At 60.7% G+C, this 20,091-nt stretch carries 16 protein-coding genes and 2 rRNA genes; 11 read left to right on the top strand and 7 right to left on the bottom strand.

Annotation, left to right across the window (positions count from 1 at the left end):
- Window position 1: 1 nt before the first annotated feature.
- Genes BT204_RS25490 through BT204_RS25445 form a run of 10 tightly spaced genes read left to right on the top strand, consistent with a single transcriptional unit; the run spans window position 2 to window position 12,458 of the window.
- Window positions 2-913: a glycosyltransferase family 2 protein gene (locus BT204_RS25490; RefSeq protein WP_060764306.1), complete on the top strand. Its 912-nt coding sequence runs from the start codon at window positions 2-4 to the stop codon at window positions 911-913.
- A gap of 29 nt (window positions 914-942) precedes the next feature.
- Entirely contained in the window at window positions 943-1,719 is a 777-nt protein-coding gene (locus tag BT204_RS25485; protein WP_034125835.1) for a polysaccharide biosynthesis/export family protein, read from the top strand.
- A 14-nt stretch (window positions 1,720-1,733) separates the two neighbouring features.
- Window positions 1,734-3,725 carry a GumC family protein gene (locus BT204_RS25480; RefSeq protein WP_034125836.1) on the top strand — a complete coding sequence of 664 codons (1,992 nt, stop codon included), beginning with the start codon at window positions 1,734-1,736 and terminating at the stop codon, window positions 3,723-3,725.
- Window positions 3,725-4,915 (top strand): glycosyltransferase, encoded by a 1,191-nt coding sequence (locus tag BT204_RS25475; protein WP_054898214.1) that lies wholly within the window; start codon window positions 3,725-3,727, stop codon window positions 4,913-4,915. Before BT204_RS25480 ends, BT204_RS25475 begins: the two co-directional genes overlap by 1 nt.
- Complete coding sequence (locus BT204_RS25470) at window positions 4,905-6,233, top strand: cellulase family glycosylhydrolase (protein WP_072448689.1); 1,329 nt, start codon at window positions 4,905-4,907, stop codon at window positions 6,231-6,233. The genes BT204_RS25475 and BT204_RS25470 overlap by 11 nt, the downstream gene beginning before the upstream one ends.
- Before the next feature lie 8 nt (window positions 6,234-6,241).
- Window positions 6,242-7,459 (top strand): glycosyltransferase family 4 protein, encoded by a 1,218-nt coding sequence (locus BT204_RS25465; RefSeq protein WP_072448687.1) that lies wholly within the window; start codon window positions 6,242-6,244, stop codon window positions 7,457-7,459.
- Window positions 7,450-8,553, top strand: a complete 1,104-nt coding sequence (locus BT204_RS25460) for a glycosyltransferase family 4 protein (RefSeq protein WP_072448684.1) — start codon at window positions 7,450-7,452, stop codon at window positions 8,551-8,553. The genes BT204_RS25465 and BT204_RS25460 overlap by 10 nt, the downstream gene beginning before the upstream one ends.
- Complete coding sequence (locus BT204_RS25455) at window positions 8,550-9,983, top strand: O-antigen ligase family protein (RefSeq protein WP_054898211.1); 1,434 nt, start codon at window positions 8,550-8,552, stop codon at window positions 9,981-9,983. Before BT204_RS25460 ends, BT204_RS25455 begins: the two co-directional genes overlap by 4 nt.
- Window positions 9,983-11,392: a lipid II flippase MurJ gene (locus BT204_RS25450; protein WP_072448682.1), complete on the top strand. Its 1,410-nt coding sequence runs from the start codon at window positions 9,983-9,985 to the stop codon at window positions 11,390-11,392. The genes BT204_RS25455 and BT204_RS25450 overlap by 1 nt, the downstream gene beginning before the upstream one ends.
- Before the next feature lie 22 nt (window positions 11,393-11,414).
- Window positions 11,415-12,458, top strand: a complete 1,044-nt coding sequence (locus tag BT204_RS25445) for an acyltransferase family protein (RefSeq protein WP_034125843.1) — start codon at window positions 11,415-11,417, stop codon at window positions 12,456-12,458.
- 71 nt (window positions 12,459-12,529) lie between these two features.
- Here the strand turns inward: BT204_RS25445 and BT204_RS25440 are convergent, their stop codons facing one another.
- The 4 genes from BT204_RS25440 to BT204_RS25425 form a co-directional block, all read right to left on the bottom strand.
- Window positions 12,530-13,105 (bottom strand): DUF4174 domain-containing protein, encoded by a 576-nt coding sequence (locus BT204_RS25440; protein WP_034125844.1) that lies wholly within the window; start codon window positions 13,103-13,105, stop codon window positions 12,530-12,532.
- A gap of 152 nt (window positions 13,106-13,257) precedes the next feature.
- Window positions 13,258-13,890, bottom strand: a complete 633-nt coding sequence (locus tag BT204_RS25435; RefSeq protein ID WP_054898208.1) for a glutathione S-transferase family protein — start codon at window positions 13,888-13,890, stop codon at window positions 13,258-13,260.
- A 49-nt stretch (window positions 13,891-13,939) separates the two neighbouring features.
- Complete coding sequence (locus tag BT204_RS25430; protein ID WP_072448680.1) at window positions 13,940-16,297, bottom strand: DNA polymerase II; 2,358 nt, start codon at window positions 16,295-16,297, stop codon at window positions 13,940-13,942.
- 186 nt (window positions 16,298-16,483) lie between these two features.
- Entirely contained in the window at window positions 16,484-16,951 is a 468-nt protein-coding gene (locus BT204_RS25425) for an SRPBCC family protein (protein WP_072448678.1), read from the bottom strand.
- Between the two features lie 98 nt (window positions 16,952-17,049).
- Between BT204_RS25425 and BT204_RS25420 the strand changes: the two genes are divergently transcribed.
- Window positions 17,050-17,451, top strand: a complete 402-nt coding sequence (locus tag BT204_RS25420) for a GFA family protein (RefSeq protein WP_054898206.1) — start codon at window positions 17,050-17,052, stop codon at window positions 17,449-17,451.
- A gap of 1 nt (window position 17,452) precedes the next feature.
- Here BT204_RS25420 and mrdA read toward each other — a convergent pair whose 3' ends face one another.
- The 3 genes from mrdA to BT204_RS25405 all read right to left on the bottom strand — a co-directional run.
- Window positions 17,453-19,345: a penicillin-binding protein 2 gene (mrdA, locus tag BT204_RS25415; protein ID WP_072448676.1), complete on the bottom strand. Its 1,893-nt coding sequence runs from the start codon at window positions 19,343-19,345 to the stop codon at window positions 17,453-17,455.
- Between the two features lie 213 nt (window positions 19,346-19,558).
- Window positions 19,559-19,674: ribosomal RNA gene (rrf, locus tag BT204_RS25410) — 5S ribosomal RNA — on the bottom strand.
- A gap of 152 nt (window positions 19,675-19,826) precedes the next feature.
- A 23S ribosomal RNA gene (locus tag BT204_RS25405) occupies window positions 19,827-20,091 on the bottom strand; the annotation flags it as partial.

Below are 20,091 nucleotides of genomic sequence, written 5' to 3'. Positions count from 1 at the left end.
CATGCGCACCTCGCTGATCATTCCAACCCGCAACGCGTCCAGTCATTTGACGCGACTGCTGCCCGCGCTGCAGATGCAGACCCGGCAACCGGACGAGATGCTGGTAGTCGACAGCGCGTCCAGCGATGACACCGTGGCGCGCTTTCGCGAATTTGGCGCGCGGGTCGAGGTTATCGACGCACGCGACTTCAACCACGGTGGCACACGGCGCTGGGCCAGTGAACACACGAGCGGTGACGCACTGATCGTGATGACTCAGGACGCAATCCCGGCCGACCCCGAGACCTTCGCCAACCTGCTCGAAGAATTGCAACAAGACCCACTCAACGGCGTGGCCTACGGCCGGCAATTGCCGCACCCTGGCGCTGGCGTGCTGGGAGCGCAGTCACGCCACTTCAATTACCCCGCCCAGAGCCGCACCAAGAGCCTTGCCGACGCTGCGCAGTTGGGGATTAAAACCTGCTTCAGCTCCGACTCGTTTTCAGTCTACCGGCGCAGCGCCCTGCAGGCCGTGGGTGGCTTCCCCGCCGATGTGATCGGCAGCGAGGATGCCTACGTCGCGGCGCGCATGCTGCTTGATGGCTACAAGGTGCGCTACGCCGCCACGGCGCGGGTGTACCACTCCCACGATTACCGACTCATGGATGAGTTTCACCGCTACTTCGACATTGGCGTGTTCTACGGTCGCGAACCGTGGATTCGCCAAGCCTTTGGCGATGCCGGCGGTGAAGGTAAACGCTATGTACAGGCTGAACTCGCAGCGTTGCGCGCAGCCGGTGCATTGCACCGCGTACCCGAAGTACTGGTGCGCAGCGCGTTCAAATTGCTCGGCTATCGGCTGGGCCATCTGGAACGCCGCCTACCCCTCGCCCTAAAGCGGCGCATCAGCATGTTTCCCGGTTATTGGAGGTGAGCATCATGACCTACAGGAAGTCCCCCTTGATGAAAAGAACTATGCTCGTCCTGGCCATGATGGCACTGGCCGCCTGCAATACCCCTGCACGTATCGTCCCCCCCGACGGCAAGACGGTCGAGGACGGCAAGCGCGCCCTCGACCAGCTTGCGCAGCTGCCGCCGGCGGTAGAGCGTATCCGCATCGGCGATCAGTTGCGCATTGTGCGCGATGCCGGTGAGATGCCAACGCTGTCGGCGTTCAACGTCAGCACCATCTATGAGCTGACGCTGTACACCGTGCAAACCGATGGCAAGATCAACTACCCGTTCTTGGGCCCGATCCAGGTAGCCCGTCGCACGCCAGCCGAGGTGGCGAACGAGCTGAGCAACAAGCTTGCGCCGGTGTATCGCGAGCCACGGGTGACGGTGAACATCAACCAGGCACCGGGCAACTCGATCATCGTCGGCGGTGCGGTAAACAACCCGACCACGGTGCCGATCGCCTCGGCCAACACCCTGGAACAAGCCATCGTCGGCGCCGGCGGGGTGAACCCGGCGGGCAACGCCAGCATGGTCGCACTGTTGCGCGAAGATACCCAAGGCACCTACCGCGCTTACTTCCTGGACTTCAGCCAATACCTCAAGACCGGCCCCAACGGGCGTAAACAAGTGCCGCTGCAGCGGGGAGATGTGGTGTTCGTGCCCAAATCCAACGTGGGCGAGCGCATCCAGGGCGTAGATACCTACTTGAACCAGTTGATCCCATTCACCAAGTCGATCGGGGTTGGCTACAACTACACCCGAACCAGCGGCGGCAGTAACTAAAGGAGCGACATCCCATGATCGAGATCCGTTCTTTTCGCGATCTTCTGCGCTTGTTCTTCATCTTCCGGCACGAGTTCAAGCTGGCGGCCATCGCGGCGCTGGTGATCATTCTGCTGGGGGCCTTTTTACTACCAGCCAAATACGAGTCCACCGCACGCTTGCTGGTCAAGCCGGGGCGCGATTCGACGCTGCCCATTGAGATCAGCAACCGCCAGGCGCTGGTCATGCCGAGCACTCAACGCGACCCGATTGTCGATGAGGAACGCCTGCTGACCGGTCGCCCTATCGTGCGGGCGGTGGCCGAGCATTACCTGGAAGTCATCGACAAAATGCCGCCACCGGAAGGCCTCTGGAAGCGCACCAAGTACTACGTCAAAAGTGGTATCGGCGCAGTGTTCGACGGTGTGCGCGTGGTGCTGGAAACCGTGGGCATCATTGAACAGACCACACCCGTGGAGCGCCTGGCCGCCAGCCTGGAGAAAAACTTCGACGTCAGCCACGCGGCCGGTTCCACCGTCATGGACATCAGCTTCAAGTGGAGCGACCCGGAAATCGCCCAGGCGGTGGTCAAAAGCTGGGTCGAGACCTACATCAACGAACGCACCCAGGCCCTGGGACGCAAGAGCCTGTATGCCTTCTATGAAGGCCAGGTAGCCAACAGCGCTACCGAAATCAAGAGCTACAAGGAGCAGATTCTTGCCCACTTGAACCAGATCGGCGCGGCAAGCATCACCGATCGCCTGGAGGATTTGTCCGAGCGCATCAACGTGCTGCGTGGCGAAACCTTCAATACCACGCGCTTGATTGCCTCGTCCGACAGCGCCCTGGAGAGCACCCGCACTCAGCTCAAGACCCAACCCAAGGAAGTGACCACGGTACGCCAGATTGCGCTGAACCCGCAGCAGCAGGACTTGCGTCGCCTGCTCAACCAGAAGTTGCTGGAAAAGGCCGACATGATGCGCACCTACACCGACAATGCGCCGCCGGTCAAAGCCCTGGATGCGTCGATCCGCGCCATGCAGGCCCAGGTCGCGAATGAAAGCAACACCGTGCAAAGCTCGGAAAACCGTGCGCCGAACACCCTGGAGATCCACTTGCAGCGCGTGCTGCTCGATGAGTCCAGCAACAACTCGGCACTGCGTACACAACTGGTGCAACAGCAGAAACAACTGGTGAACCTCGAGGCGCAACGCAAGGAAGCCCTGGAGATTGAACCGGAGCTGGCGCGCCTGTCCCGTGAACTGAGTGCCACCGAGCGTAACTATGCGCTGTATGTCGATAACCTGGAAAAATCGCGCATCGACCGTGAGCTGGATAACAGCCAGATCAGCAATATCGCGGTGATCGAGGAGGCCACCCTGAACCCTGGCCGAATCTTCCCTAAAACCCTGTTGATGCTGTTGTTGGCGATCCCGTTTTCCATCGTGGTCGGCTTGCTGGTGATCTACCTGTGCTACCTGCTCGACCAGCGCATCCATGACGGTGGCTTGGTGGAACGCAAGTTCGGCCTGCCGCTGTGGACCACCCTGCCAGAACTGGATACCAGTACCGCACAAGGCACCAACGCATTCAACGCGAGCATCTACCGGCTCTACGGTCTGCTGCAGTTGGACCGTATCACTGAACGCGGCCTGACCCTCGGGTTGACCTCCGCGCGCCATGGTGAAGGGGTGACGTTCGTAGTGGAACAGTTGCGCCAGTTGCTTCAGGAAAACGGCATTACTGTGCGTGTCGGCGGTGCGGCCCCGGCGGCGCCGGGCGAAGTGGTACTGCTGGATGCCTCGGCGCTGCTGGACAACCGCGATGCCTTCGTCAATCTGCGTCGCGCCGACCTGATCGCCCTGGTGGTGGAGGCGCAGAAAAGCACGGTCCCGGTGGTGGAGCATGCGCTGTCGATCCTCAATACCGCATTCGGCAAAGTGGACGGCATCATCATCAACCGGCGTAAATTCGAAGTGCCGGCCAAGGTGCTGCAGACCATCGCCAAATATCGGGGGGCGTTCTGATGCGCATCGCCCTGCTCGCGCCTTTGCCGCCGGAAAAAAATGGGATCGCCGACTACGCGAACCATTTCAAGACGGCACTGGAGCAGCTGGGCGTGACGGTGGCGACACCGTTGAGCGGCGTCGAGGGCACCAGCATCGCGATCAAGCAGGCCATCGGTGCATTCGACTGGCAGAGCGTGGACCTGGTCCACGCCGAGCTGGGCGGCGGCCGGCTGGGGGAGTTCCTGGCGTTGCGCGAGTTGCGCAAGGCCTATCCCAACCTGCCGCTGACGGCCACCGTGCATGACCCCGAGCGCATGGTATGGCGGCGCGAGCAACTGCCCTTCCCGCTCAATCTGTTGGAGCGCTTGCCCAGCCCGTTGCCGCAAGCGGCGGTGGTGCTGGCAGACCCGCTGACCCTGCGTGAAGAGCGGCAGGTGGCCCGCGGCCTCACAAGACTGATCACCCTCACCCGCCTGGGCGCCGATTGCCTCAGCCAACGCATGCAATTGCCCGCAGGTAAAGTGGCGGTGATCAACCATGCCAACCTGGCGATTGCGGCGGTGGCGCTGCCGCCCCTGGATACGCTGCACCTGCTGTATTTCGGCTTTATCTACCGGGGCAAAGGCATTGAAGACCTGTTACAGGCCCTGGCCGCAGTTTTCCAGCAAGCCCCCCAATTGCGTGACCGTGTGCGCCTGACCCTGGCCGGTGGCACTGCCGCCGAAATGGCGTTTGGGGCGGGCGGCAATTACCTTGAACAATTGAACCGCCAGATAGCCGACCTTGGCCTGTCTGGCTCCATCGACTGGCGGCTGAACCTGCCGGCCAGCGAGATTGCGCAGACGATACAGGCGCACCACGTGATGGTGCTGCCGTATCGCGAATCGAAAAAACTCGGCCTGCTGGGTCGCCAGCGCGGCACCAGCGGCGCGTTGTCCTGGGCCGCCGCGTGCGGGCGCGGGGCGATTACTTCGGATGCACGGGCATTTGCCGAAGAGGTTGCCAGCGGAAACGGCGCAATCTATCCCCAAGGCGACGTCGCCGCGTTGAGCGCGCAACTACTGCGCCTGGCGCAGACCCCGACGCTGGCCAGGGACTGGGCCGAACGCGCCGCGCACATTGGCGGCCAACGCCTGTGGCCACTGACCGCACGGCAGTTCAAGCAGCTTTTTGAGCAAGCGATTGCGGGGGCCCCTTATGGTGCGTAAACGTACGTACTTGGCCACGCTTGCACTGGTGGCGGTCATGGGCGTTACCGTCTTTATCTGGGGGCGCCCGGCCGATGCCGAGAGCCATGTGCTCAAGGGCAACAAGGTGCTGGTGTGGAAGGATTTCCTGGGAGTGAACGCGCAGTTCCTGTGGTTCAGCCCCCAGCGTTACCAGATGCAGATCGACCGTCTCAAGGACCTGGGCTTGCAGTGGGTACGCCTGGACCTGCATTGGGATCGGTTGGAGCCGGTGGCTGATCAGTACCAGGTGGCCACGCTGGACGAACTGGTGGCCAAGTTGCAGGACAACCAGCTCAAGTCGGTCTTCTACCTGGTGGGTTCGGCGCCCTTCATCACCACAGCGCCCGTGGGTGCGCCGTATCAGGACCAGTACCCGCCCAAGGACCCGAATGTGTTCGCGATCCGCATGGCGCTGTTGGCCCAACGTTATCCCAGCGTTGATGCCTGGCAGGTTTGGAATGAACCGAATCTGCTCGGCTTCTGGCGCCCCGTGGCCGACCCGGCCGGCTACGCCGCCCTGCTGAAAAGCAGCGCCGCGGCCCTGCGTGCGGTCAACCCGAATAAACCAGTGGTGGCGGCTGGCCTGGCGTTTTTCAGCGAGATGCCCAACGGCCAGACCATGCTCGACGCCTTCGATGCCCTCGGCGTGCCCAGCCTGAACACCGTGATGTCCTATCACCCTTACACCCAGTTGCCCGAAGGAAACGACCCCGCCAACCTGGACTTCGTCGCCAAGACAACTGCGCTCAACCAGAAACTGCGCAGCAATGGCGTCAAGACGCTGTGGAGCACCGAATGGGGCTGGTCAGCGTACACGGGGCCCAAGGAAGTCCAGGACATCATTACCCTGCAAGGCCAGGCCGACTATGTGCTCCGCCGCCTGGCCCTGATGAGCGCGATGGATTTCGACAAGATCTTCCTGTTTACCTTGAGCGACCTCGACCAGCGCGCCAGCGTGCGCGACCGTGCCTACGGCTTGCTCGACCTCGATGCCAAGCCAAAACCGGTCTATACCGCACTGAAGCATTTTCTCGACGTCAGCGGACCGCAATTGACGCCTGGCGACCCACCCGCCGCCGATCAACTGCCCGAGGGCCTGTTCAGCATCGGATGGACCCGCGCCGATGGTCGCAAGCTGTGGTTCTTCTGGTCGGCAAAAGGCGGTAATGCGCACCTGCCGGACCTCGCCAACGCCACCCTGTATGACCCGCTGCGCGGCACGCAAACCCCAGTGAGCGGCACCAACGGCTTGACCGTTGCGGTCATGCCGAACCTGCAAATTCTGTTATGGGATTGAAACCCGTCATGCGCATTTTATGGATCCTGCCCTACTCACCCTGGCCCGCCACCAGCGGCGGCAAGACGCGTCAGTTCCACCTGCTGCGCAGCCTGGCGGCCCGGGGGCATCGGATCACCTTGCTCCTGCATGACAAACACCCGGTATCGCTGACCGATCGCCAGGTACTGGAAGCCTTTCTCGAGCAATTGATCATCTTGCCCCGCCGCCCACTGCGCAGCGTGAAGACCCTGGTGGCCGGACTCTTTGCACCCTACCCCTTGCTGGCCAGCGTGAATGGGCTGTCGGGGGCGTTGCAGGACCGATTCAACCAACTGCTCAATGAGCACTGGGATGTGGTGCAAATAGAACACAGCTACAGCTTCCAGCCGTATGAAGACGCCCTGGTGCGCAAGTCCCAGCCCTTCGTGCTCACCGAACACAACGTGGAATCGGCCCTGGGCGCGGCCACCTATGACCGCCTGCCGAGCTGGGCGCTGCCGTTCATTCGCTACGATCAATGGCGCTATATGCGCTGGGAACGCCGGGTAATGCGCCAGGCTACCCAGGTGGTAGCAGTAACCGACAGCGATGCACAGGTGATGCAAGGCATCGCCGGCAAACCGGTGCCGGTGGTGGTCAATGGCGTGGACTGCGACCACTTTGCCGCTGCACACCCAGATCCATCGACACGCCGTGTACTGTTTCTCGGGAACTATGAGTACGCGCCCAATGTGGACGCGATCGAGTGGGCCCTGGATGAAATCCTGCCCAAAGTCTGGGAGCGCTGCCCGGATGCGCGCATGAGCGTGTGCGGTTTCGGCATGCCCGGCAGCTGGAGCGAGCGGTGGCAGGACCCCCGCATCGAGTGGCAAGGCTTCGTGCCGAACCTGCTGAGCCTGCAATCGAGTTGTTCAGTGTTCCTGGCACCGTTGCGCCATGGCGGCGGCTCCAAGCTCAAAGTGCTGGAAGCGCTGGCGGCCGGCCTGCCCCTGGCCAGCACCGAGCAGGGCGTGTCGGGCCTGGACCTGGTCGACGGCTTGGACTACCTCGCAGGGCAAACCGCCGCTGACCTGGCGAATGCTGTAGTACGCCTGCTGCAATTCCCCGCGGCCGCAGCGCCCATGGGCGAAGCCGGGCGCGCCTATGTGCGGCGCGCCCATGACTGGAGCGTGGCCGCCAGCCAATTGGAGCAGGTGTACGCCAGCCTGTCGCCGCTCACTCAAAAGGAGCCTGTATGCGTGTAGGCCTGGATTACCGCACCGTCGGCACCTCGCCGCAATCGGGTATCAGCCGCCAGGTGTATGCCCTGGAAAGCGCCTTGCGTGCCTTGCCGGGTATCGAATTGGAACGGTTTACCGTGGCCCCGCTGGGCGACCAGACACGCTTGCAGGCCCACTGCCCGACCTGGGGTTGCGCGAAGACGGCGATGCATCAGCCACAGAATCGCCTGCGTTTCGAAGCCGGCTTTTTACCCCGGGCCCTGCGCGAACAACAGATTGACCTGTACATCAGCACCTTCAATATGGGCTTGCCATTACCACCCAAGCCCAAGGGGCTGCGCACTGTGGTACTGCTGCACGACCTGTTCCAGATCACTTTGGACAACTACCACGCCAATCGCCTCAAGGCCCTGGTCTACAAGACCAGCGACCGGCTGTCGATTGCCTATGCGGTGCGCAGCGCCGATCGCGTGTGGACACCCTCGCAATACAGTGCCGATGAAACCGTACGCCTGTTTCCCCAGGCGGCGGGCAGGGTGCGTGTGCTGCCCAATCAGGTGGATGGGTTCAATGAGCCGGCAGCAGACCTGTCCGATCTCCACTTACCCGAAGCCTTCTGGCTACTGGTGGGTACTCGCGAGTTGCGCAAGAACGTACCCTTTCTGGTGAAGGCCTGGCAGCAGGCGCGGCAGCAATCACCCGCTGTACCGGAATTGATGCTGGTGGGCAGCCTTGAGCATTTGCCCGAAGCACTGCGCGGGCTACCGGGAATTCGCGCACTCAGTGGTGTCACCGATGCCCAACTGCAGGCGTTGTACCGCCAGGCGTCCCGTGTGTGGCAGCCCTCCTACGCGGAAGGGTTTGGTTTACCGGTGATTGAAGCGCTGAGCGTCGGCACACCTGTGGCCGTGGCCAGCGGTACCTCGCTGGATGAAATCACCCCGCCGTCGGCGCCGCGGTTTTCCCCGACCGATGGCCCGGCGTTGGTGCAACTGATGCTGAGCCTGGGCGAGCGCAGCGACGAGTCTTCTGCAGAACAACGCAAGCAATGGGCCGAACGCTACAACCCAAACGCCTATCGTCGGCGCCTGGCCGAACTGATCGAGGAACTGAAATGAGACTCTCCCTGGCAAGCCTCGTCGCCATCCTCTTCGGCGTGCTGTTTGGTGCAGCCGCCCTGGCGCTGTCACCGGCCAAGGCCTTTCTTGCTGTAATGGGTGTTGCGGCAGCCGTGACCATCCTGCGCTTTCCCTTCTGGGGCTTGTTGCTGTTTGCCCTGGTCGCGACCTTCATGCCCTACTCCACCCTCAACCTGGGCATCCGCAGCACGGTAAGCGAAGCCATCCTGGCGCTGACCTGGGGCGCCGTGCTGTGGCACAGCTTCCTGTCGCGCCTGCCCGATGCACCGCGCCTGGCACGCCGGCCCACCGACCAGATGCTGCTGTGGTTGATGCTGTTCAGTGTGTTCCCGTTTATCGTTGGCCAGGTGAGCATCCACGCCGAAAGCAGCGGCGTAGCCAACTGGCTGCGCTGGTTGTTGAACCTGTCGGGGGTGTTCCTGGCCGCCAAGCTGCTGGTGGACTATAAACGCCGCGAAAGCCTGGTGATCGCCTTGCTGCTGGGCACTCTGGCGATGCTGGTGATGTCGATCGCCGTGTTCGTGCGCACGCGCTCCGGGGCAGGGATTGCGCCGATTCTCGCCCTTCTCAACTACGGCAACTTCGACATGTTGAAATTCGGCCTGGAAGCCATGTCGTCGCGCATGGGTTCACCGTGGATGCACCCGAACGCCATCGGCGGGATCATGGCGCTGTTGCTGCCCCTGGCGTTCTGTTACGGCATGACCGAACAAGGTTTCAAACGTGCGCTGGGCCTTGGCGTGGCGTGCCTGGGAGCGGCGGCGTTGCTGTTGGCCAGCAGCCGTGGCGCGATGGTCAGCCTGGCGCTGGTACTGATGTGGATGGCCACCCGCCGCGTGCCTTACACCGGACGCTTGTTGATGATCGGCGCGGCGTTGACCGTGGCCTTGGTAATGGCCTATCCACCGCTGCAGGAACGCTTGGCGACGATCTTTTCGTCGAGCAACGCCAGCACCGAAGTTCGTTTTGATGAATACCGCATGTTCCCCCAGGCCATGGTGGCGTATCCGTTCGGCATTGGCTTCAAGGTTGACCCTCCGGTACCGGGCACACACTTGCTGGGGATCTCCAACCTGTGGCTGAACTTTATCTACAAGACCGGCATCGTCGGCATGCTGCTCTTTATAGCCGTTACGGTGCGTTGGTGGCGTGAAGCCAGGCCGGAAAAAGGCCCGATCCGCCTGACCAAGGACAATGCCCTGTGGCTGGGCAGCACGGCAGGAATTCTGTCGGCGCTGGTCAGTGGGTTATTTGACCACTACTTCAGTTTTGCCGTCGTGATGGTCGCGCTGTTCTGGCTGATGGTGGGGATCAATGTGCTGGAAGCACGGCGCTTGTTCCCAGCGCGCCTGCCACAGGTCAAGACTGTGGTTTTTCGCAAGCCGCTGCTTGATGGCGCGCGCCCCTGATGCTCGGTTCTGCCGTATGGCTGACCCTGGCGACCCTGCTCGGCCTGTGCCTGGGGTTCGCACGCGAATGGTTACTTGTGGCGGCCTGGGGCGCGGGGGAGCGCAGTGATGCGTTCTTGATCGCACTGTTCTTGCCCGAGGCGCTGCGAATGTCACTGGCCGGTGGCGTGTTGAGCGCCGCCGCGTTGCCGCTCTACTTGCAGCGCAAGGACAGCGAGCGCCTCGATTGGCTGGCCGTGTTGTTCCCGGCATTGCTGTTGGTTGCCCTGCTGGTCAGTCTGCTGCTGATGCTGTCAGCCCCCTGGCTGGTGCAGGTACTGGGCCCAGGGCTGGCGACCAGTGCCACCGCCCTCGCCGCCAGCAATTTGCAGGTCGTGGCCTGGTGCGTGCCAGGCTTGATGCTGCATGCACTGTTCAGTATTCCCTTGCAGGCCAGCGAGCGTTTTGTGCTGGCAGGGCTCGGCTCGTTGTTGTTCAACCTGCCGCCGGTGGCCTATCTCGCGTTGGCCGGCACGGCCAGTCAACCCCATGGCCTCGCCTTGGCCTGTCTCGCCGGTAGCCTGTTGATGCCTTTGGCGTTGCTGCCGTCGATTTGGCGTCAGGGCTGGCGGCCGTGGCGCATGCAGCTGGCGGTTGCCCCCCTGCGGGAGTTGGGCCAGCGTATAGGCCCGCTGTTACTGAGCAACGGCGCCAGCCAGGGCTTGGCTTTGATCGAACGCCTGGTGGCGTCGCTGCTGGGGGAAGGCGCGGTGACCTGGGTCAACCTGGCCCGCAAGCTGATGAACCTGCCACTGATTGCGCTGATGAGCCTCAACCAGGTGCTGCTGGGCATGATGAGCCGCCGCCAGGGCGATGAACGCCTGGCCCTGCTCAAGCGCGGCCTGGAAACCGCCAGTGTGCTGACGCTGCCGGCCGGCGTCGGCCTGGTGGCGGCGGCGCCCAGTCTGGTGGCGTTGCTGCTGCCCAAGCAATCGGTTGATTCGCCTCTGCCACTGCTGCTGGCATGGTTTGCCGTGCCCTTGGTGTTTGGCGCGTGGAACGCCCTGCTGGCGCGCTATGCGTATGCCGCGGGCGATACGCGCCAGCCGCTGCGCTGTGAATTATTGGGCAGCCTGGTCAACGTGCTGTTGCTCTGCGTACTGCCGTTTGCATTTGGCCTGGCCGGTATTCCGTTGGCGGCGTTGGCTGGGGTGATCTGCACCGCGCTGCTGCTGATGCAGCGCCAGGGGCTGCTCACGGCACTGCCTTGGGCGCGGCACTGGCTGCTAGACACGTTGATGCTGGGGCTGGCGGCGCTGGTGTTGTTCGGGTTGCAAGATGTATGGCTGCAGTTGGGGTTGAGTACCCTGGCAGGTGCTTTGGTGTTGCTGGGCATGGGGCTGTGGCTTAGGCCGTGGCGCAAGGCGTGAATGATCGTTCGGGAAGACTTAGATGAAACATCGTTGGATTCAAATGGATATCGCCAAGGGCATTGGTATCCTGATTATTGTGTATGGCCACAGCTGGTTCGTCGCCACCTCGCTGGACTTGATGTACCCGATCCTGGCGTCGTTCGTGCTGCCGTTGTTCTTTTTCCTGTCAGGGGTGTTCTTCAAGCCCGAGCAACCGTTCGTGGAGATGGCGGTGCGCAAGGCCGATGGCCTGCTCAAGCCGTTTTTTTTCACCATGCTGCTGTACGTGATCGTACGTGACGTACTGCGGGGGCAACCGCTGCTGCCGGATATAGGCGGCGTGCTGTATGCCTCGGTGGACACTATCCCATGGCAAGCGCTGTGGTTCTTGCCGCACTTCTGGGTGGCGATTCTATTCAGTTGGCTGATGCTGCGGCTGATCCAGCGCTTGAAGCTGCCCCTGGTGGTCGCCTGCATGCTGATCGGTGTGCAACTGTTGCTAGGCATCTGGACGCTGCAATGGTTCTGGCAGATACCGGTGAGCGTCGGTGACCACACCTGGACGTTGCCCGGCCTGCCCTTCAGCCTCGACGTCACGCTGATCAGCAGCACCTACTTCATCTATGGCTACCTGCTGCGCGATTGGCTGCGCCGGCATGAAGGTTCGTTGCTGACCCTGTTGATCTCGGTGGTGCTGTTCGCCGCCGTGTTCATTTACAGCCACGACACCATGGACTTGGCCCAGCGACGCTACGACCACTGGCTGTGGACCAGCCTGCTGGCAGTGATCGGCGTGTATATTTGCTGGGCGCTGGCGCGGGTGTTGATGGTGTCGGCGCTGCTCACCCGAGTGATGACCTATATCGGCCAGTCCACCCTGATTCTGTTGATCTTCCATGGCGAAATCCAGCACAAGACGTTTGACCTGATGGAGCGCCTGGGCCTGCATCCGTTCATGGCGGCATGTGTAGGTTTGGTGGTGGCACTGTTGGTGCCGTTGCTGATCGGGGAAGTGATCAAGCGGGTGGCGTTCTTGCGGTTTTTCTATTTTCCGTTTCCAGTGCGCAAAGCGCCTAAACCGTAAAAGCACTACAGGACTAATGGGGAAGCGGGCTTGCTTGCCACAACAAGCCAGCTCCCACATGGGTCATGTAGTTAATCATCAAGTTGCTGAGGCGCCGACTTGCTGACGGGTTTGCCAGGTTTGGCCCCCTTGGCCGGCGCAGCAGGTGCGGCAGGCTCAGGTTCTGCCACGGCAGCTGCTTCTTTTTCTGCCATCGGCATCTGGTCGATGGCGCTGAAGAATTCCTTCAGGTCGAGGCTGTCCGGCGGCACGGTTTTCTCGAGTTTTTTCTCGCCGTCCTTGCCGACCAGAATCACTTTGGTGCCGCTGCCGACGCCGAGCTTGAGGGCACGGATCAGTGCGTTGGTTTCAGGCGGCGTGAGCTTTTTGCTGTCTTTGGGATCCTTGGCGAACTTCTCCCCTTCGGCACCAATGCTGCCGAACTTCACGGTGTAGAACACCATGCTGCGCTCTTCGAAGGCCTGCTTGGTGGCAGCCTCTTCCAGTTGTTTCTTCAGCGTTGCCAGTGTCGGGTTTCCAGCATCAAGCTCCACGACCACCAGGGGGCGCGTCTTGCCCAATTCCTGCTTGAGCGGATTATCATCAGCGGCCAACAAAGGCCCCGTAAAAGCCATCAAGGTAGCCAGGGTCAGCGACCGGATGAGCATGCGCACCTCCTTTGAATTCCATGCAGGGTTCTTGAGTTTCATGTCTGCGACAGCCAAATTCAAGGATGATTCCTACACCACTTTGAGAAGCGTAGGTCAGGAAGCCCGCTACGCAAGGGCTTGGACAGTGGCCTGGTCATTGTTTCTTCCGGTTACGAGACCTTCCACTGCGGCCAATGCCGGGCAAAAACGGGGGCCACGACAGGGTCAGCGTCTACCCGCTCCAGGCTCTGCGCAAAGCCCGGCGCCAGGTTGCCGAGCACCTCGCGCGCGTCGTCCCAACGCGACACCGCTGCCGCCATGATGCCCAGTGCATTCGGCGCGTTGCTCGGGGTAAACAGCTGGCCGGCAAACTGATCGGCAAACACGACCCAAGCCTGGTGCAGGTAGCGCCGTGTGCCGCTGACCAGTTGCGCTTGCTGCGCCTCATCGGCATTGCCCAACCAGCGTTGCGGGTAATCGATGATACCGATCGCCGAATAGCAGTTGGCGGCGATATACAGCAAGCCACGCAGGATCTGCGCACGATCGCCAGCCAGCAACTCGGCCTTGGGATACTCCAGGCCCAGGTGGATCAGGATCGCGGCGCTTTCGGTCAGTACCTGGCCATTTGGAGTGACCAGGGTGGGGATCTGCTTGAGTGGATTGATACGTGCAAGCGCGTCGCTACCCTCGCCGTCCTGCCAGGAACTGGCCTGCACGCGATGCCACGGCACTGCGCAGCGCTGCAGGGCGATTTCGATCATGCAGGATCCGGATTCGTCGGTGCCATAAAGGGTGTACATGGGCGTTTCCTCCTGAGCGATGGGCAATATCGAGCCTGTGGTCGATTACCTAGAATAGCCCCATCTGCCCGCCTACCAGGGTACCGAAATCGTCATTCACGAACGGCAGGATTGCGTCAGCCACGGGCTGCAATTGGCGCGTGACGTAGTGGTCGTAATCGATGGGTGCCCGCCGCACTTCCAGCGGTTCCGGGCCGTTGACACTGATCACGTAGCTGATCCAGCCACCCCGCTGGTACTGGCGCGGGCGGCCCAGGCGGTCGTTGTACTCGTCTGCCAGGCGCGCGGCGCGTACGTGGGGCGGGACGTTGCGTTCGTAGTCGTGCAAGGGCCGGCGCAGGCGTTTGCGGTAGATCAACAACTCATCGAATTCGCCGCTCAAGGTACGCCGCACGTAATCGCGTATGTAGTCTTGATGGGGTTGTCGATGGAAGATGCGTTGGTAGAGTTCCTGCTGGAATTGCCGGGCCAGGGGCGACCAGTCGCTGCGCACGGTTTCCAGGCCTTTGTAGACCATTTCTTCGCTGCCATCTTCGCGCACGACCAGGCCGGCATAGCGCTTTTTGCTGCCCTCCTCGGCGCCACGAATGGTCGGCATCAGGAAGCGACTGAAGTGGGTTTCGTATTGCAGTTCCAGGGCGCTTTGCAGGCCGTACTCGTTGCTCAGGTGCGCGCGCCACCAGTCGTTGACGTGCTGCACCAGCGCCAGGCCGATGCGATTGGCGTCCTGCGCAGAGTGCGCGCTGCCCAGCCAGACGAAGGTGGAGTCGGTGTCGCCGTAAATCACCTCGTACCCTTGGGCCTCGACCAGTGCGCGGGTCTGGCGCATGATCTGATGCCCACGCAGGGTAATCGAGGACGCCAGCCGGGTGTCGAAGAACCGGCAGCCGCTGGAGCCGAGCACACCGTAAAAGGCGTTCATGATGATCTTCAGTGCCTGGGACAACGGCGCATTGCGCTCGCGCTTGGCCTCTTCGCGGCCTTCGGACACCCGCGTGACGATGGACGGCAGGCAATGCCGGGTGCGGGAGAAGCGCGCTCCGCGAAAGCCTTCCACCGAATCGCTGTCGTCGGGATGCTTGAGGCCTTCGATCAAGCCCACCGGGTCGATGAGGAAGCTGCGGATGATCGACGGGTAAAGGCTTTTGTAGTCCAGCACCAGCACCGACTCATAGAGGCCTGGGCGCGAGTCCATGACAAAACCGCCGGGGCTGGCTTGGGGCGGTTTGTCGCCCAGGTTCGGTGCTACAAAACCCTGGCGGTGCATCAACGGCATGTACAGGTGGGTGAAGGCGGCCACGGAGCCGCCGTTACGGTCGGCCGGCAACCCGGTGACGCTGGCACGTTCCAGCAGGAACTTGAGCAGCTCGGTCTTCTCGAAAATCCGCGTGACCAGTTCGCAGTCCTTGAGGTTGTAGCGCGCCAGAGCAGGCTTGTCCTCGGCAAACATGCGGTTGATTTCGTCCATGCGCTGGTACGGCGTGGAGATGTCCTTGCCTTCGCCGAGCAGGGTTTGTGCAACGTTTTCCAGGCTGAAGGATTCAAAACTCCAAGTGGCCGAACGCAGCGCTTCGATACCGTCGATGATCAGTCTTCCTGCCGCCGCCGCAAAGTAGTGATTGCGGCTGCCGTGTTCGCGCCAGGCCATTGATTCCCCGCCACGTCCCAGCAACAGCGGCACGTTCAGGCGTTGGGCGTGTTCGTGGAGTACGCGCAGGTCGAACTGCACCACGTTCCAGCCGATGATCGCGTCGGGGTCAAAAGTGGCCAGCCATTGGTTGAGGTGTTCGATCAGTTGAGCGCGGGTGTCGCAATAGTCGAGCTTGAAATCCACGGCGTCGGTTTTGTTCGGCGGGCCGAGCATGTACACCTGGCGTTCGCCACAGCCTTCAAGAGCGATGGAGTAGAGATCGCCCTGGGCGGTGGTCTCGATGTCCAGGGACACCAGCTTCAAGGGAGGACGGTAGTCGGGGGCGGGCTTCATTTGCGCGTCGAGCAAGGTGCCGCTTGCATCAGCGGTGCCACCGAACCAGACAGGAGCGGTGATAAAACGCTCCATCATGTAGCGCTCCGGAGGGCGCACGTCACCTTCGTAGACATCGACCCCGGCAGCGCGCAGGCGCTTCTCGATGTCCATCAACTGGCGGTGCTGGCAGGCGTAGAGGCCCAGAACCGGGCGGTGATGAAAGTCGCATAGCTGCAAGGGGCGCAACTCGAGATCGCGCTCCCCCTTGAGCAGCCAATCGAGTGGCTTGCGATAGGCCTCTGGGATGAAAACCACCGAGGTCTGCACGGGTAGGCGAATGCACCGTGGCCCTTGATCGGTGGCCAGCCAGAAGCTGACCTCGGTGCCCGCCGGGGTATCGCGCCAATGCCGGGTCAGGACAAAACCCTGCTGTAAATCCACCGTACCGCACCTCAGGAATCGCTTTCAGGGCGTGATTCTACTCGGCATCCGTGCAAACGCCACCACCGACCGCTACGTGCATGAAGCCCAGCAAATCAAGAAAAGGCATCGAGCTGAACGTGATTTGTGAGCCCGTCAGCGGCCTGCCTGCCTAGGGGAGTGAAGACTGCCCTCCGGTGTGCGCCATCACCTTGTTGGGGGCTTGCTCAGATAATTTTCGATATTGCCCATTTGCTCATCCCAGCCACGGGAGTTCATCTTGAAGGCTTTCTGACGACGCGCTTCGGGCACCTTGTCAAAACCGGACTCAACGACCCGCAACAGAATGCCTGGAGCGCGATCTTCAATCGTGAACTCCACCAGCGTCGGCGCCTCTTTGTCGTAGTCGACGCCCTCTTCCACTGCGAAAGGATGCCACCAGAAGGAAAACAGCGTTTGGGGCAGGATACGTTCGATCCTGGCCTTCCATACGACATGTTCATAACCTGGATAGGTAATCGGCGCTTCGATGGTTTCCCCAGCCACAAAAGTTTTACCCTTAAGCGCGATACCGAACCAGTGTCCAAATTGCTCGGCCTGCGTGAGAGCCTCCCAGACCTGTTTACGTGACGCATTGAGCAGGACTTTACGTTCGATGCGATCTAATACGTGCATAAGTCACCTCCTTCATTGAACAGTAGGCGACATCAATCAATGCGCAACCTTGCGTTGTGCGCGATGATGATGACCCCCTCCTTGCCTGGCCATAGGTTATGACTGACCCACTGAATGGAAGTTGCTTGTGCAAAGGCGTGCGCTACCAAGTGGACAGCCTGGACATGCCCATCAGCCACTGCCACTGCGAAAGCTGCCGCAAGGCACACGCGGCAGCATTTGTTGCCACGGCCGGGGTGATGCGTGAGCATTTTCGCTGGACGCAGGGTGAAGAGCTGCTGTCGTCATTTGAATCTTCACCGGGCAAATTCAGACATTTCTGCTCGCGCTGCGGCTCACATCTGATCGCTGAACGTGGGCATCAGCCTCACGTGATCGTGCGGGTGGCGACGCTGGATGATGATCCGGGCGTCAGGCCCACCTCGCATATCTGGACGGCCCATGAAGTACCGTGGCTGGCCTATGACGGCGTAGCACGCTGGGATGAGTGGGAGGTTTGAGTCAAACCCTTGGATCGCCGGGCGCCTTGGCCGGCGCTGCATATTGCGGCTTGAGATGGCCTTCCTGGTCGAGCAGCCAGGCATCCATGATCTGTCGCACCACAGGCCCGGCTACACGGCCGCCGGCCTCACCGTTTTCGATCATGACTGAAATCACGATTTTCGGATGTTCGGCCGGCGCGAAACCGACGAACAAGGCGTTATCGCGATGCCGCTCCAACGTCTTGTTACGGTTGTAGCGCTCACCCTGCTTGATCGCCACCACCTGGGCGGTACCACTCTTGCCGGCGATGCGGTATTGCGCGCCTTGCGCTGCCGCTCGGGCGATACCGCGGGGATCGTGCATCACCAATTGCATGCCATGGTTGACCTGTTCCCAGTCACGCGGGTCCTTGAGGATCACGTTGGGCATTGGGTGCTCATCCACCGGTGGCACACCATTGATTGTCTTGGCCAGGTGCGGTCGGTTCCATACGCCTTTGTTGGCGATCAATGCAGTGGCCTGGGCCAATTGCAGAGGTGTTACTTGCATGTAGCCTTGACCAATGCCGAGGATCACGGTTTCGCCTGGGAACCACGGCTGGCGTCGGGTTGCACGCTTCCAGGCCTGGGATGGCATTAAGCCGGCAGACTCTTCGAACATATCCAGGGACACTTTCTGACCCAGGCCGAACTCGGCCAGATAGTCGTGCAGGCGATCGATCCCGAGTTTATGGGCCAGATCGTAGAAGTAAGTGTCGTTGGAACGCATGATGGCCGCATCCATGTCCACCCAGCCGTCACCACTGTGGTTCCAGTTTCGGTATTTATGGTCAAAGTCTGGCAACTGATAGTAACCCGGGTCGAACACTCGGGTTTGTGGAGTAACAACGCCACTGTCGAGACCGGCGATGGCCACTTCCGGCTTGATGGTTGAGCCCGGCGCATAAAGCCCGCGTAACACGCGGTTGAACAGCGGTCGGTCAATGGAGTCGTGTAGCGCAGCGTACTCCTTGAAGCTAATGCCTGTGACAAACAGGTTCGGATCGAAACTCGGTTTACTGACCATAGCCAGTACTTCACCGGTCTGCGGGTCCAGGGCGACCACCGAACCACGACGGTCACCCAAGGCCTCTTCGGCAGCTTCCTGTAGCTTGACGTCAAGGCTCAGGACGATGTTTTTGCCAGGGATCGGATCGGTATGCTTGAGCACGCGCAGCACACGGCCCTGTGCGTTGGTCTCTACCTCTTCATAACCGACATGGCCATGCAGTTCAGACTCGTAAAAACGCTCGATTCCGGTTTTGCCGATAGATTGGGTACCGCGGTACTCCACCGAATCAAGGGTCTTGGATTCCTTTTCGTTAATACGACCGACGTAGCCAATGGAATGGGCAAAGTGCGCGCCCAGGGGGTAGTGGCGAACGAATTGTGGTTCCACGTCCACCCCAGGTAGACGGAACTCGTTGACGGCCAAAACGGCGATCTGCTCTTCGGTCAACTCGTAGAACAACGTGACGGGAACAAACGGGTGGCGGGCCTGCTTGAGCGCCTTATCAAACACCGCACGGTCTTCGGCTGGCAGATGCAGCAGATTGACGATTTCGTCCAGTTCACCCTTGAGGTCGGCTGTGCGCTCACGGGTGATGGTCAAGTTGTAACTCGGGCGGTTGTCGGCCAGGACTACACCATTACGGTCATAGATCAAGCCGCGAGTCGGTGTGATGGGCAGTACGTGGACCCGGTTGTTTTCCGAAATTGTTGAGTGGTAGTCGTACTGCACGACTTGCAAAAAATACATACGCCCCCCCAAGGCGCACGTGATCCCAATTACCAGCAATGCGCAGGCAAACAAACGTTTGTTGACCAAACGGTTTTCTTTTTCGTGATCTTTGATAGGTATTGGTTCAGGCATTTCTACAGCATCTCGTTGGAAAAGGTCGACGCCGCATCCTGCGGATAAAGATCAATCCTTGTGAAAATGTGCTGCACCATAGCAAAAATGCAGAAACACTTTGTATCGAATTCCCTCAACGGCAGCTTATTTAATGTTGCTGAAAGCGCCGGAATTTTCGAGCGCCCAAAACAAAACCCCAACTGCTTTCGCAATTGGGGTTTCGGAATTTAATCTTGACGATGACCTACTCTCACATGGGGAAACCCCACACTACCATCGGCGATGCATCGTTTCACTGCTGAGTTCGGGATGGGATCAGGTGGTTCCAATGCTCTATGGTCGTCAAGAAATTCGGGTACTGAGTCGTGACCAAGTGGCCTCGCTTCAGCAAATTGGGTATGTGATAGAGCTTGGTGTTTTGTGAGCGTCGAACTTTCGGTTCATTTTCGTCTTCACACACCGCAATCTGGCCTTTCGACTCAAATTGCTTGGGTGTTATATGGTCAAGCCTCACGGGCAATTAGTATTGGTTAGCTCAACGCCTCACAGCGCTTACACACCCAACCTATCAACGTCGTAGTCTTCGACGGCCCTTCAGGGAACTCAAGGTTCCAGTGAGATCTCATCTTGAGGCTAGTTTCCCGCTTAGATGCTTTCAGCGGTTATCTATTCCGAACATAGCTACCCGGCAATGCCACTGGCGTGACAACCGGAACACCAGAGGTTCGTCCACTCCGGTCCTCTCGTACTAGGAGCAGCCCCTC

Origin of the sequence: Pseudomonas sp. NFPP02 (assembly GCF_900119355.1) — a bacterium.
Classification (GTDB): Bacteria; Pseudomonadota; Gammaproteobacteria; order Pseudomonadales; family Pseudomonadaceae; genus Aquipseudomonas; species Aquipseudomonas paracarnis.
This window is presented reverse-complemented; position numbering and strand designations above follow the sequence as displayed.

Excerpts from the sequence above, each read along its gene's own strand:
- BT204_RS25490 (WP_060764306.1), top strand. The coding sequence starts at position 2 with ATGCGCACCTCGCTGATCATTCCAACCCGCAACGCGTCCAGTCATTTG.
- BT204_RS25455 (WP_054898211.1), top strand. The coding sequence starts at position 8,550 with ATGAGACTCTCCCTGGCAAGCCTCGTCGCCATCCTCTTCGGCGTGCTG.
- BT204_RS25435 (WP_054898208.1), bottom strand. The coding sequence starts at position 13,890 with ATGTACACCCTTTATGGCACCGACGAATCCGGATCCTGCATGATCGAA.
- BT204_RS25450 (WP_072448682.1), top strand. The coding sequence starts at position 9,983 with ATGCTCGGTTCTGCCGTATGGCTGACCCTGGCGACCCTGCTCGGCCTG.
- BT204_RS25420 (WP_054898206.1), top strand. The coding sequence starts at position 17,050 with ATGACTGACCCACTGAATGGAAGTTGCTTGTGCAAAGGCGTGCGCTAC.
- BT204_RS25470 (WP_072448689.1), top strand. The coding sequence starts at position 4,905 with ATGGTGCGTAAACGTACGTACTTGGCCACGCTTGCACTGGTGGCGGTC.
- BT204_RS25465 (WP_072448687.1), top strand. The coding sequence starts at position 6,242 with ATGCGCATTTTATGGATCCTGCCCTACTCACCCTGGCCCGCCACCAGC.
- BT204_RS25485 (WP_034125835.1), top strand. The coding sequence starts at position 943 with ATGAAAAGAACTATGCTCGTCCTGGCCATGATGGCACTGGCCGCCTGC.
- BT204_RS25425 (WP_072448678.1), bottom strand. The coding sequence starts at position 16,951 with ATGCACGTATTAGATCGCATCGAACGTAAAGTCCTGCTCAATGCGTCA.
- BT204_RS25475 (WP_054898214.1), top strand. The coding sequence starts at position 3,725 with ATGCGCATCGCCCTGCTCGCGCCTTTGCCGCCGGAAAAAAATGGGATC.
- BT204_RS25480 (WP_034125836.1), top strand. The coding sequence starts at position 1,734 with ATGATCGAGATCCGTTCTTTTCGCGATCTTCTGCGCTTGTTCTTCATC.
- BT204_RS25440 (WP_034125844.1), bottom strand. The coding sequence starts at position 13,105 with ATGCTCATCCGGTCGCTGACCCTGGCTACCTTGATGGCTTTTACGGGG.
- BT204_RS25460 (WP_072448684.1), top strand. The coding sequence starts at position 7,450 with ATGCGTGTAGGCCTGGATTACCGCACCGTCGGCACCTCGCCGCAATCG.
- mrdA (WP_072448676.1), bottom strand. The coding sequence starts at position 19,345 with ATGCCTGAACCAATACCTATCAAAGATCACGAAAAAGAAAACCGTTTG.
- BT204_RS25445 (WP_034125843.1), top strand. The coding sequence starts at position 11,415 with ATGAAACATCGTTGGATTCAAATGGATATCGCCAAGGGCATTGGTATC.